Here is a 12,207-nt window from a genome sequence, read left to right on the forward strand (position 1 = left end):
TACTTTAGACACATTCCGGGCACTTACCATATATCTCAAACTTGTGGCCAGTGATGTCATACCCTTTCAAATTATCCTCAAGGTCCTTCATCGGACAAGTTTCAATTTCCTTTGTCTTACCGCACATCATGCATATAAAGTGATGATGGTGATGTTTGGTGGAACAGGTAAATCGAAAATGTTTCTCTCCAGAAAGCTCTGTACTCTCTAAAATTTCTAATTCCACGAAAACAGCAAGGTTACGGTAAATCGTATCAAAGCTTAAACCAGGATAATTGTCTTTCATCGAGTCCAACACATCTTTTGCAGTCAGATACTTATCTTCTTTAGCAAACAGTTCAAGCATTTCCTCCCTTTTCCCGGTATATTTATATCCTTTTTCTTTCATTAAAGTGAGCGCCTGCGTTACATTCATTTTTTTACACCCCTTACTTTATTCCAAAGAATGGTGAATATTAAAATAAGAACCGATAAGATTACAATAGTCCCTCCAGGTGCAAGATCAAAGTAAAAAGACGATATCAATCCACCAATCACTGCAATTTCCCCGAAGATGATTGCCAATACGATCGTTTGCTTAAAGCCTCTACTCAAACGCATGCTTGCAGCAACAGGCAATGTCATAAGAGAGGAAACTAATAGGATTCCGACAATGCGCATAGAAGCAGCAATGACGAGGGCTACCATGATGATAAAAACTAAATGAAATACACGTGCATTTACTCCTGACACCTTTGCATGCTCTTCATCAAAGGAAAGAACAAAGAACTCTTTATAAAATAAAACGATGGTGAGCAACACGCCAATCGTTACGATAAAAACTGTCCAAAAATCAGATGATGTCACAGCACTTACACTACCGAATAGAAAATTGAATAGATCTGTATTAAAGCCATCTGCAAGGGAAATAAAGATTACTCCAAGACCAATTCCAGATGATAAAATAATTGGGATAGCAAGCTCCTGGTAATGTTTATAAACACCTCGCAGTTTTTCTATAAACAGGGCACCAGTCACAGAAAACGCCATTCCAAAATAGATTGGGCTCACACCGACCATTAATCCGAATCGCTTTTCCACAAGCAGGCTTGCAGCAATTCCGGCCAAGGTCACATGACTCAAGGCATCTGCAATCAATGAAAGTCTTCTTACTACGACAAAAACACCTAAAAGCGGTGCCAAAAAGCCAATTAAGATCCCTGTATAAAATGCATTTCTTAAAAATTCAAATTGCATAAACGCTGATATCATTACATATGCCCTCCATCATGGTGATGGTGATCATGACTTAAAACATGCACATCATGTCCGTAAAACTGTGAAAGATCATTTGTGCGCAATTTTTCAAACTCATCTGTCACACCGTGAAAATGTAAATTTTTGTTCAAGCATGCCACATGTGTCACTTTCTCGGTAATCGTTCCCACGTCATGTGTGACCAGAATTAACGTGATGCCTAGCTTTTTGTTCAAGTGGGAGAGCATAGAGTAAAAATTTTGCACATTTTTAATATCTACTCCAACCGTTGGCTCATCTAAAATCAAAAGTTCCGGTTCACTCACTAAAGCCCTTGCGATAAATACACGCTGCTGCTGTCCTCCTGATAGATCTCCAATATTTCTGTCGGTGAAATCTTCCATCCCTACCGCTCGAATGGCTTCTAGCACTTGCTTTTTGTGTTGTTTGTTGAAGAAACGCAATAGCCCGACCTTTGAAACAAGTCCGGTTGAGACCACTTCAAAGACGGTTGCAGGAAATCCGGAATTGAAACTGTTTGCTTTTTGGGAGACAAAACCAATCTTGCTCCATTCCTTAAACTTTCGAATATCTTTACCAAACAGTTCAATGCTTCCCTTTTGAGGGCGCAAAAGTCCAAGAATACACTTTAAAAGTGTTGATTTACCTGAACCATTAGGTCCGACAAGCCCAAGAAATGCACCTTTTGGCAAGCTCAAATTTATATTTTCAATCACATTTTGTTTTTCATATTTATAGGATAGTCCCTTGATATCGAGTACTTTTTCCAATTTCATCACACCTTAAAAGATAAGAATCATTACGATTTTATAACAATTAATTAGTATACAACAGGTGGTGAGAAAAGTAAATATTAGCGCCTTGTTTTGATTTGGCTCAAACATTTATTTATGAAGACAACTATATGTGTTTTTTAATGCCGAGATTGTCATCATACCTACACAACAATAAAGCTCAAACAAAAAAAAGCCCTATTCAGGCTTTTCCCATTATAAGAGGCAAGCGGTAACAAAAGGTAGAACCTTCTCCTAGTTTGCTGTCGATAAATAACTCGCCATCATGGTCTTCTATTATTTTTTTACATAGCGGAATGCCTAAGCCATTTCCCTTTTCCTTCGTTGTGAAGAAAGGTTTACCGATTCGATCCAACACATCTTCGGCCATGCCTTTTCCGTTGTCTACCACCGTAATTTCATAAAAGGTATCCGATTTTTTTGCTCGTAGCAGAAACAATTTGTTTTTCTGTTCCGGTGCGTACGCTTCAATGGCATTCCTTAAAAAATTTAACATAACTTGTTTGATCATTGCCTCATTGACCAATACCTGCTCTTCTACTTCATCAATTTCAAAATCGAAATCTATATTATGTAATAAACATTCTGATTGAAAAATATAAACCAAGGACTGCAAAATATATTGAGGCTGTATCAGTTGCTTTTTCACTTTTTTTCTAGATACCGATAAAAAGTCCTCAATAATGGAATTCATACGATTGATTTCTGCCATGATGGTATCGTAATATTTACTCCAATTGTTCGTAATCTGGGAGAGCTGAATGAACCCCTTTATTACAGATAAAGGGTTTCTCAATTCATGCGCCATCCCTGCAGAGATTTGAGAAACAGATTCCATCTGTTGTTTGTACACTAAAAGGTTTTCAAATTTTTGTTGATAGGAGCGGTCATGGATGATAAAAAATACTTTCTCCGAACGTTCAAATAAAATCCCTTGAATCTGGTATAACACTTCATCGTCATAACAAATTCTTTCTTTGAACTTCTTGTTACGGATAACCTCTTCGTAAATCTCATATAACTTATCCTTCAAAAAGACAGGCGTTAATAAATCATCAAACTCAAGGTTTATATAGTCTTCACGAACATCAAGTTCTAACAATTTTAAGCATCTGTTGTTGACGTATTCAATCATACCGCCTTTAGAAAGGACTAATATAGCGATATCTAATGAGTTTGTCATAAATTCATTGACCTTTAATGATTGTTCTATCGTACCGTAATGAAGTGGCAAGACGACTGAACTATCTTTATTCTCAATTACATGTCCTGACAGATAGATACGTTCTCCAGAAAGAATTCCTGTATAAACGACTTCATAAAAATTACCGTTGATCCGGTGAAATAAAATCCTCTTAATTTCTTTCCCGTCCGAATTGGAAATGTCCTTCAAATATGTATAAACCTCTTGACGATAGCTCGATGGAAAGCTGAGAAAAAAAGAACGATTCTCTTCTAACACTGATAAAAAAGTGCTGGCTCTCTCATTCCATTCTTCAATAAAGCCATTCGCATTCAGGATAAGCCTTAGGTCTGAACTTAAATATTGAAAAATATCTTGTTCTTTTTTATCTATTATAAACGACAAGGTGACTCCCCCTCGTTACCTTCGAATATCATTTGTTCATGGAATATTTTAATTATACAATAATTTCCCAACAGTTGTCATATTATTTCGTAAAGGTAGCCTTTTTGTTTTTCCAACATAGGCTAAGACGGGAGGGATAATATGATGAACATTTATCAACAAATCGTAAATAAGAAGCTTCATAACATTACGGCAGAAGAATTAATGAAGTATAGCGGGGAATACAATATCTCCTTGACACTGGACCAGGCAAAAAAAGTATCCGCTCTTTTGCAGTCCAAAAAAGTAAATGTATTTAACACGTCTGAGAGAATCCAATTAATGAAGGAAGTTGCGAAGATTACTGGCCACGAGACCGCTAAGAAGGTTAATCAGCTATTTTTGGAGTTTACAAAGTAAGAAAATCAGCTAAGAACAAAAGAACTTTAGGTGATGGATAATCACCGCTGTTCCATTCCGCAAATGGCTTCGCTTTCCGCGGGACGGTGCTTGAGCCTCCTCGCTGCGCTGCGGGGTCTCAACCTACCGTTACTCCCCCGCTGGAGTCTCCGCCATTTGCTCCAATTCACAGCTAAAAAATTTCGTAAAAGGTACGTTCTTGCTTATTCAATTAATTCGGGTAGATACTTTCCATATACCCCTCGTTGAATGAAGATGTTTGTTGATTGGAGTACAAGGCGTGCAGATGCCCGAGGGAGGAAGGGACCCTCACAGGCTTAAGCCGAGGAGGCTTAAGGACCGCCCGCAAGCAAGCGAAGCGCCTGGAAAGGAAATCATCTGTCTTTAATGTTTTCTAATTACAAAAAAAGAAGCAAGGGTACTTTTTATGTCCCTTGCTTCATTCTTATTAGTCATTCACTATTTTCGCTAATAGTTCTTCATCAAACTGCTTGTTTTTGAGCATGGAGATTTCATGTTTGTATGGCGGTTTACGATCTTTTTTATCTTCACCAACATATGGCGTCTCCAATATTTTTGGAATATGTTTTAATTGATCATGATGAACAATATAATTGATTGCATCAAAGCCAATATGACCAAATCCTATGTTTTCATGACGGTCTTTACTAGCCCCGCAAGCATTTTTACTATCATTTATATGAAGCACCTTCAGTCTGTCCAAACCAATAATGTCGTCAAACTGCTTAAGAACTCCATCAAAATCATTTACAATATCGTATCCAGCATCATGCACGTGACAAGTGTCCAGGCAAATGGAAAGTTTCTCGTTCAGATGGACTCCGTCAATAATCGCTGCAAGTTCTTCAAAAGTACGACCACATTCAGAACCTTTTCCTGCCATGGTCTCTAATGCAATTTGAACATTCTGCTCTTTGGTCAGTGCCTCATTCAATCCCTTAATTATCTGGCTGATCCCAACTTCCGTTCCCGCACCGATATGGGCTCCTGGGTGGAGGACAATCTGTTTTGCCCCGATAGCTTCCGTTCTTCTTACTTCTTCAGCTAGAAAATTTACACCAAGCTCGTAAGTTTCTGGTTTCTGAGAGTTACCAATATTAATTATATATGGAGCATGTACGATGATTTCTTTTAAACCATGCTCTTTCATATGAGCAAGACCCGCTTCAATGTTAAGGTCTTCAATTTTTTTTCTTCGTGTATTTTGAGGAGCTCCTGTATAGATCATAAATACGTTTGAACCATAGGAAGCAGCCTCTTCGCTTGCAGCAAGCAACATTTTCTTTCCACTCATGGATACATGCGACCCAATTAGTAAGTTTTCCATAACATCACCTCTTTTAACAATCAGCCTTTATTTTATCATAAGGATGCCATGAAAGGTTACCGTGTTGCTCATGATTATCTTTTCTTTAGGCGGCGTTGTCTCTTTTTGTATTGCTCTACCTCGTATTTGTGTTTCTTTTTGTAACCTGGTTTTACTTTCGAAGATTTTTTAACAGCTGTTTTCGCTGCTACATCAATTTCATTAATTTGTTTTTTACGGTTTTGGCGTTTGTTTCGTGGACCGATTTCCACCAACTCACCGTTTTTCAAATCCATCTGAGTAAACTCTATCCCCAACTTTTCAATCTGAGCTAGTGCATTCTCATCTGTTGGTTCATAAAGCGTAATAGCATTACCCGAATAATCCGCACGCGCTGTACGTCCAACTCTGTGTACGTAGAAATCAAGGTCTGAAGGAAGCTCATAGTTAATAACATGACTGACTCCTTTAATATCAATTCCTCTAGCAGCAAGATCTGTTGCTACCACGTATTGATATTCTAAATCATTAATTTGTTTCATCATCTTTTTCCGTTCACGCGGGTTAAGATCCCCATGAATTCTGCCTACTTTTAACCCTTGTTCAAGCAATGCATCTGCCACTTCGTCTGCTTTTTTCTTTGTGTTGGTAAAGACGATTGCAAGATATGGATTATATTGCACAAGAACATCATGCAATAATTTCGTTTTACTCTTGGATTTAACCGGAATAAGCAGGTGTTTAATTTTCGCTGCAGTCACCTGTTTAGGTGCAACATGTGTATACTTCGGATTTTCCATGTATTTGCGCAAGAAAGGCTTCAGTTTTTCAGGTATAGTCGCTGAGAATACCATAATCTGTAGATTCTTCGGCATTGCAGCAGCAACCTTATCAATATCTTCAATGAAACCCATATCGAGCATAAGGTCCGCTTCATCAACTACAATTGAACGGGCAGTATGAACTAAAAGCGCATTTTCCACCATTAAATCTTTAATACGACCAGGTGTTCCGACTACAATGTGCGGTTGTTGTTTAAGGCGATCAATCGTCCGTTGTTTGTCCGTACCACCAATATAACAACGTGCAGTAATCATGTCTTCACCAGTGCAAAATTTAGTGATCTTCAATACTTCTTGGTAAATTTGATTAGCAAGCTCTCTTGTAGGTGCTGTAATAACGGCTTGTACTTCTTGTACAGAAGGATCAATTTTGCTCAAAATCGGGATCAGGTAAGCATGTGTTTTTCCTGTTCCTGTTTGAGACTGTCCAATGGCACTTTCTCCGTTTAACAGGGAAGGAATCATTCTTTCTTGAACTTCTGTCGGCTTTTGAAATCTAAGTTCTTTTACCGCTTCTAAAATGAACGGTTTTAAATTAAATTTTTCAAACGTTGTATTCATGTATTTACCTCCACTTTTAAAATCATGCATGGAATATGTATCTATGTCATTATTTTAAAGTTTCTATTTTCATTATCGAGTTATTCGCGTTCCGATACGTTCTCTTTAACCCCAAACAACTATTATAAAGGAGTTTTGGTTTTTTGGCTACACTACGGTTGTGCCCATTCTTTCCAGACAATAAACATTCCAAGCACTATCCGCATAAATTATAGGAGACCAGAAAAGCTACTTACATTCCGGCAATTATAATTTTTCACGAAAGAAAGGAGGCTTACCATGTTTTTTGGACCGAATCGATCGATGCCACCTATGCAGCAACCTACCCGGACTTCCCCATTCCGAATGGGTCCAGGGCCAGGTCCCTCTCCGTTCATGCAACAGCCGCAGAATAACTTGTTCAATATGTTTAATATGCCCAATTCAAACATGTCCAATATCCCTAATCAAATGTTAAGAAACCCATCTTCCCTTATGGGAGGCGCTGGACGAGGAATTGGCCTAGGTGGAAATAGCGGTGGAGGTGGCGGAGGACTGCTCGCCAAACTCTTAGGTAGAACAGGAGCTAGAAGCATTGGGAACATGGGCGGACTTGGTCAATTGGCGAATACAGGCGCAGGTGGAGGACTTGGTCAACTCGCGAATGCAGGAACCCTTCAGCAACTAATCAATCCAAACAACCTGACAGGTATGCTTGGAAATGTTCAAAAAGCGTTAAAAATGGCAGAAGGTGTCATGCCGATGGTTCAGCAATATGGACCTCTTGTAAGGAATATGCCTGCCATGCTCAAGCTTTATAACGAACTGAAAAATGTTGATGAAGACGATGATACTGATAATGAGTCAACGGAAGAAGCAAAAGCAGAAGAGGTTGAAAGTGAGAGTGCGAGTGAGAAAGCAAGTTCAGGGAAAAGCAGTAAGAAGAAAAAAGGGAAGAAGGCCAAAAAAAATCCTACTTCTACAGAGCCCGAAGAAAAGGAAAAAACAGCAGGCAGTTCCGCACCTAAACTTTATATCTGAAGTTCCTAATATCTTCTTTTGTACTAACCTTCTTATTTATACTATAATAGATGGTAAGTAGTGAGAGAGTGTTTATCACTCTCTTATTTGATGTAAGGAGGGTTTTCCCTATATGGAACTTATTAAAATCGCCCCTCGTGGCTACTGCTATGGTGTAGTCGATGCTATGGTGATTGCAAGAAATGCAGCATTGGATAAAACATTGCCACGACCAATCTACATCTTAGGTATGATTGTTCATAATAAACATGTTACAGACGCATTTGAAGAAGAAGGAATTATTACATTGGACGGTGCAAACCGCCTTGAGATCCTTGATCAAATTCACGAAGGAACCGTCATTTTCACTGCTCATGGTGTCTCACCAGAAGTTAAGATTCGCGCTAAGGAAAAAGGATTGACCACCATTGACGCGACATGCCCGGATGTTACCCGTACACATGACCTGATCCGCATGAAAGAAGCACAAGGGTATGAAGTTATTTACATCGGAAAGAAGGGACATCCTGAGCCAGAAGGTGCGGTGGGAGTTGCTCCTACCATTGTTCATCTAGTAGAGACACTGGATGACGTGGAGGCATTGTCGATTGAAAGTGAGAAGATTATCGTAACCAACCAAACTACTATGAGTCAGTGGGATGTAGCCGACATCATGGTTAAGGTTCAAGAAAAATACCCCCATGTCGAGCAACACAAAGAAATTTGCCTTGCTACACAAGTAAGACAAGAAGCCGTGGCAGAACAAGCAGGACAAGCAGATGTCACTATAGTCGTTGGAGACCCAAAAAGCAACAACTCCAACAGGCTGGCCCAAGTTTCCCAAGAAATTGCCGGAACTCCTGCTTACCGAATTTCCGATATCAGCGAGTTAAATGTAGAATGGTTGATGCAGGCTAGCACGGTTGCAGTTACAGCTGGTGCTTCTACACCAACTCCAATCACTAAGGAAGTTATCCAGTTTGTGGAGCAATTTGATCCGTTGAATAAAGATACTTGGAAGACTACGAAGAATGTACCTTTGCAAAAGATTTTGCCGAAAGTGAAGAAGGCGAAAACTTCATAGGTTGACCGCACCCTCTTTTTAGAGGGTGTTTTTTTATGGATAATGGTTGGAGGCTTAAGATTCCGAACGTAAATTGAAACTATATTGCTTGTATTTTTACCTTTGATGCTTTTGTGGACGAGCTTCGGGCTTATAGAACCGTTCTATATTACCTTTACAGCTTTTACCGAGGAGTTTCGGGCATGGGGACATTTTCTCTCCTACCGTTTTTCCTTTCCCCGGAGTTTTATGGACGGAGAGACACCTTCTCTCCTACCGTTTTTCCTTTCCCCGGAGTTTTATGGGCGGAGAGACACCTTCTCTCCTACCGTTTTTCCTTTTCCCAGAGCTTTTCAGGCGGAGAGACACCTTCTCTCCTACCGTTTTTCCTCTCTCCGGAGCTTTTCGGGCGGAGAGATAGAGACACCCTCTCTCCTACCGTTTTTCCTTTTCCCAGAGCTTTTCGGGCGGAGAGACTCCCTCTCTTCTACCGGTTTTCCTTTCCCGGGAGTTTTTCGGGCGGAGAGACACCCTCTCTACTTTCCCCAAAGCTTTTCAGGCGGAGAGACACCCTCTCTACTTTCCCCAAAGCTTTTCAGGCGGAGAGACACCCTCTCTCTCCACCCTTCACTGAACTATTAATGCATTGAGTCCCCCATCCCTAAAAAAAAAAACGAACCACAAAGGATCGCTTCTCCAAAAAAACATCACATAAATCTAAAGGGATCTGTATTTGTCTCGGAAACTACAACCTCAAGCTCCCAATTCTTCTCCTGCACTGCCTCTTCTAATCGCCGTGCGACACCTTTTTTCATAATCTTCTCCGCATAGTGTCCTGGATCGACCACATTCAATCCAATTGCCATGGCATCATGTGCGGTATGGAAATAAAGATCTCCTGTCACATACACATCTGCTCCGGCGAACTTTGCAGCATGGATATATTTATTTCCGTCTCCGCCTAATACCGCTACTTTCTTAATCTCACTGTTTAAATTACCGACTACTCGGACATTTTCCACTTCAAGTCCTTTTTTTACATGAGAAGCAAAATCAGCAAGCGACATTCCTGACTTTAACTTTCCAACGCGCCCCAAACCAAGGGAGTTCATCTCGTTTTCAAGCTTGTAAATATCATAAGCTACTTCCTCATATGGGTGAGCTTTAAACAAAGCTTTCAAAACACGCTTCTCAATTGAAATCGGGTATACTGTCTCAACCTTCGTCTCTTCTACTTTTTCAAGCTGACCTTTTTTCCCAATAAAAGGATCTGTCCCTTCTAAAGGTAGAAAACGTCCTTCCCCCTCTGTTGTGAAAGAACAGTGACTATAGTTTCCGATATGCCCTGCCCCTGCTTCACCCAGAGCCTCAAGAAGTTCTTCTGCATGGGTAACTGGAACAAATACACTTAGTTTACGGAGCTCCTCGTGATAGGTTGGAACCAACACTTTTACATCCTCAAGTTCTAGAGCTTCAGCCAGCAGGTCATTTACGCCACCTTGTGCCACATCAAGATTTGTATGAGCCACATATACACTGATGTCATGCTTGATGCATTTGGTGACGATTTTCCCGGCAACTGAATTATCCGTAACAGTTGGAAGGGCTCGGAAGATTGGCGGGTGGTGCGCAATGATTAAATCAACTTTCTTATCAATTGCTTCGTCTACCACCTCTTCAAGCACATCAAGTGTCACCATTACTTTATGAATTGGCTTATTCAACGTTCCAATTTGAAGTCCAATTTTATCGCCTTCGACAGCATATTTTTTAGGGGAGAACTGTTCGAACCAATCAATAATTTGCAACCCATTAACTGTTTTCAAAACCCAATTCCTCCTCTACCAGTCTAATTTTTTCCGTAAGTTCTCTTCTTTTTTGTTCATTCGCCTCCGTCTGTCCTGCTGCGTCAAGCTGAGCCACAATTTTTTTCCAATGCGCAAGCTCATGTGTCCACTTTTGTACAAAGACGTCATTTCTTTCCTGCGCAAGAAACGGTCCTACAAGCAAATATGCGTCTTTGTTCACAGAGTAAGGTTTATTACTTTCTCCACGTTCTGCCACTAGAATTTCATATATTCTTCCATCATCCAATAAAATTTGTTCTGCAACAAGTTCCCATCCATTTTCAAGCAACCATTCCCTGATCTTTTTTGCACCAATATTCGGTTGAAGAATAAGTGTTTGAACTCCCGCTAGATTTTCTTTACCTTTTTCAAGGATGGATTGAATTAAAGTACCACCCATTCCGGCAATAGTAATGCATGTAACCTCATTAGGGGAGATTACTTCCAAACCGTCGCCTTTTCTAACTTCAATGACCTTTTCTAACTCTGTTTTTCGAACCTGTTGAATGGCAGACTGAAAGGGACCTTCTACCACTTCACCCGCAATTCCTCTTTCAATCATTCCCTGCAGATAAGCATAGCAAGGCAGATAGGCATGATCTGAACCGATATCTGCCAATACACTGCCTTTGGGGATAAAAGAAGCAACTGCTTCTAAACGTTTTGAGAGTTTTAATTCATTCATGTCTTTTTCCTCTTTACTTATGTATTTGAATTCCTTTGTAACAAGTATAAAAAAAAATCCTTCACAAATGCAAAGGATCTTTTATATGTGTAACATTTTGCTAAAAAAACAAATCTTACTCTTCGCCCTCTTCACTTTGAGCGCCGTTAGCAAGCCACTCAGCAAGAACTTCTGCTTCTTTAGGTGTAGCTAGACCAGCAGGCATAGCGCCTTGTCCATTAACAATAACGTTTTGAATTTCTTCTTGGGATAGACGGTCACCAACATCTGTTAATGCAGGTGCAGCGCCTGCTCCTTCCAAGTTACCGCCGTGACAGCCGATACAAGAGTTTTGTTGGTAAAGCTCTTCTGCAGACAATTCTACAGTTTCGTCTTCACCGGACGCAATTTTTTCAGCCTGATCAAGTCCAACGAAAGATAAAAGGAACATTAGTCCAAGACCTAATACCGCGATAAATGCAAAAGGAATAAGCGGATTACGATTCATGCTATTCAAACCTCCTTATGTACATGTACGTGTGTCTTATCTTATACAAGCACTCTCTATTTTACTTTATATTTTACTATAGGAAAAGACTTAAATGCCAACTTCTCTCTTAAATTCACAGTTTAGACAAAAACCTTCACCATGGTAGATGAAGGTTTTTGTATTTGGTAACTTTTATTGTGCCTTAAAATAAGAAAAGTGATGTGTTTTTGGGAAGATAATTTTGGATCCGATAAACACCGTTGTTGATTTCCGCAAAAGGCTTCGCTTTCCTAAGGGCGCTGCTGGAGCCTCCTGGTCAAGCCTGCGGGGTATCCACCTAGCGCTATCTCCCTATGGAGTCTTCGCCTTTTGCTCC

The 12,207-nt window shown here is 40.0% G+C and carries 12 protein-coding genes; 3 read left to right on the top strand and 9 right to left on the bottom strand.

What is annotated here, in order from left to right:
* Nucleotides 1-4: 4 nt before the first annotated feature.
* The 4 genes from AAV98_RS07995 to AAV98_RS08010 form a co-directional block, all read right to left on the bottom strand.
* Complete coding sequence (locus AAV98_RS07995) at nt 5-415, bottom strand: Fur family transcriptional regulator (RefSeq protein ID WP_060665033.1); 411 nt, start codon at nt 413-415, stop codon at nt 5-7.
* Complete coding sequence (locus AAV98_RS08000) at nt 412-1,251, bottom strand: metal ABC transporter permease (protein ID WP_060665034.1); 840 nt, start codon at nt 1,249-1,251, stop codon at nt 412-414. Before AAV98_RS08000 ends, AAV98_RS07995 begins: the two co-directional genes overlap by 4 nt.
* On the bottom strand, nt 1,251-2,033 hold the full coding sequence (locus AAV98_RS08005) for a metal ABC transporter ATP-binding protein (RefSeq protein ID WP_060665035.1): 783 nt from the start codon (nt 2,031-2,033) through the stop codon (nt 1,251-1,253). Before AAV98_RS08005 ends, AAV98_RS08000 begins: the two co-directional genes overlap by 1 nt.
* Nucleotides 2,034-2,232: 199 nt before the next feature.
* Complete coding sequence (locus AAV98_RS08010) at nt 2,233-3,639, bottom strand: ATP-binding protein (protein ID WP_060665036.1); 1,407 nt, start codon at nt 3,637-3,639, stop codon at nt 2,233-2,235.
* 141 nt (nt 3,640-3,780) lie between these two features.
* On the opposite strand from AAV98_RS08010, the gene AAV98_RS08015 reads away from it, so the two are divergent.
* Nucleotides 3,781-4,038 (top strand): DUF2624 domain-containing protein, encoded by a 258-nt coding sequence (locus AAV98_RS08015; RefSeq protein ID WP_231687719.1) that lies wholly within the window; start codon nt 3,781-3,783, stop codon nt 4,036-4,038.
* Nucleotides 4,039-4,486: 448 nt separating this feature from the next.
* Here AAV98_RS08015 and AAV98_RS08020 read toward each other — a convergent pair whose 3' ends face one another.
* Both AAV98_RS08020 and AAV98_RS08025 read right to left on the bottom strand, forming a co-directional pair.
* Complete coding sequence (locus tag AAV98_RS08020) at nt 4,487-5,386, bottom strand: deoxyribonuclease IV (RefSeq protein ID WP_060665037.1); 900 nt, start codon at nt 5,384-5,386, stop codon at nt 4,487-4,489.
* A 74-nt stretch (nt 5,387-5,460) separates the two neighbouring features.
* The gene (locus tag AAV98_RS08025; protein WP_060665038.1) at nt 5,461-6,768 is read right to left on the bottom strand and encodes a DEAD/DEAH box helicase; all 1,308 of its coding nucleotides are present in this window, start codon (nt 6,766-6,768) and stop codon (nt 5,461-5,463) included.
* Nucleotides 6,769-7,047: 279 nt separating this feature from the next.
* Between AAV98_RS08025 and vrrA the strand changes: the two genes are divergently transcribed.
* The gene (vrrA, locus tag AAV98_RS08030) at nt 7,048-7,788 is read left to right on the top strand and encodes a VrrA/YqfQ family protein (RefSeq protein ID WP_060665039.1); all 741 of its coding nucleotides are present in this window, start codon (nt 7,048-7,050) and stop codon (nt 7,786-7,788) included.
* 112 nt (nt 7,789-7,900) lie between these two features.
* Nucleotides 7,901-8,851 carry a 4-hydroxy-3-methylbut-2-enyl diphosphate reductase gene (locus AAV98_RS08035; protein WP_060665040.1) on the top strand — a complete coding sequence of 317 codons (951 nt, stop codon included), beginning with the start codon at nt 7,901-7,903 and terminating at the stop codon, nt 8,849-8,851.
* Nucleotides 8,852-9,537: 686 nt separating this feature from the next.
* On the opposite strand, the gene AAV98_RS08040 is transcribed toward AAV98_RS08035, so the two are convergent.
* The 3 genes from AAV98_RS08040 to cccA all read right to left on the bottom strand — a co-directional run bounded on the left by AAV98_RS08040 (nt 9,538) and on the right by cccA (nt 11,849).
* Nucleotides 9,538-10,656 carry a Nif3-like dinuclear metal center hexameric protein gene (locus AAV98_RS08040; RefSeq protein WP_060665041.1) on the bottom strand — a complete coding sequence of 373 codons (1,119 nt, stop codon included), beginning with the start codon at nt 10,654-10,656 and terminating at the stop codon, nt 9,538-9,540.
* On the bottom strand, nt 10,643-11,362 hold the full coding sequence (locus AAV98_RS08045; RefSeq protein ID WP_060665042.1) for a tRNA (adenine(22)-N(1))-methyltransferase: 720 nt from the start codon (nt 11,360-11,362) through the stop codon (nt 10,643-10,645). Before AAV98_RS08045 ends, AAV98_RS08040 begins: the two co-directional genes overlap by 14 nt.
* 115 nt (nt 11,363-11,477) lie before the next feature.
* Nucleotides 11,478-11,849, bottom strand: coding sequence for a cytochrome c550 (gene cccA, locus AAV98_RS08050; protein ID WP_060665043.1), 372 nt, complete (start codon nt 11,847-11,849; stop codon nt 11,478-11,480).
* Nucleotides 11,850-12,207 lie beyond the last annotated feature (358 nt).

The organism is Bacillus sp. CHD6a, from assembly GCF_001293645.1.
Classification (GTDB): domain Bacteria; phylum Bacillota; class Bacilli; order Bacillales; family Bacillaceae_I; genus Sutcliffiella_A.

What these genes read in the sequence shown, in the direction of transcription:
- AAV98_RS07995 (WP_060665033.1), bottom strand. Translation starts at nt 415, where the DNA reads ATGAATGTAACGCAGGCGCTCACTTTAATGAAAGAAAAAGGATATAAA.
- AAV98_RS08000 (WP_060665034.1), bottom strand. Translation starts at nt 1,251, where the DNA reads ATGATATCAGCGTTTATGCAATTTGAATTTTTAAGAAATGCATTTTAT.
- AAV98_RS08005 (WP_060665035.1), bottom strand. Translation starts at nt 2,033, where the DNA reads ATGAAATTGGAAAAAGTACTCGATATCAAGGGACTATCCTATAAATAT.
- AAV98_RS08015 (WP_231687719.1), top strand. Translation starts at nt 3,781, where the DNA reads ATGATGAACATTTATCAACAAATCGTAAATAAGAAGCTTCATAACATT.
- AAV98_RS08020 (WP_060665037.1), bottom strand. Translation starts at nt 5,386, where the DNA reads ATGGAAAACTTACTAATTGGGTCGCATGTATCCATGAGTGGAAAGAAA.
- AAV98_RS08025 (WP_060665038.1), bottom strand. Translation starts at nt 6,768, where the DNA reads ATGAATACAACGTTTGAAAAATTTAATTTAAAACCGTTCATTTTAGAA.
- vrrA (WP_060665039.1), top strand. Translation starts at nt 7,048, where the DNA reads ATGTTTTTTGGACCGAATCGATCGATGCCACCTATGCAGCAACCTACC.
- AAV98_RS08035 (WP_060665040.1), top strand. Translation starts at nt 7,901, where the DNA reads ATGGAACTTATTAAAATCGCCCCTCGTGGCTACTGCTATGGTGTAGTC.
- AAV98_RS08045 (WP_060665042.1), bottom strand. Translation starts at nt 11,362, where the DNA reads ATGAATGAATTAAAACTCTCAAAACGTTTAGAAGCAGTTGCTTCTTTT.
- cccA (WP_060665043.1), bottom strand. Translation starts at nt 11,849, where the DNA reads ATGAATCGTAATCCGCTTATTCCTTTTGCATTTATCGCGGTATTAGGT.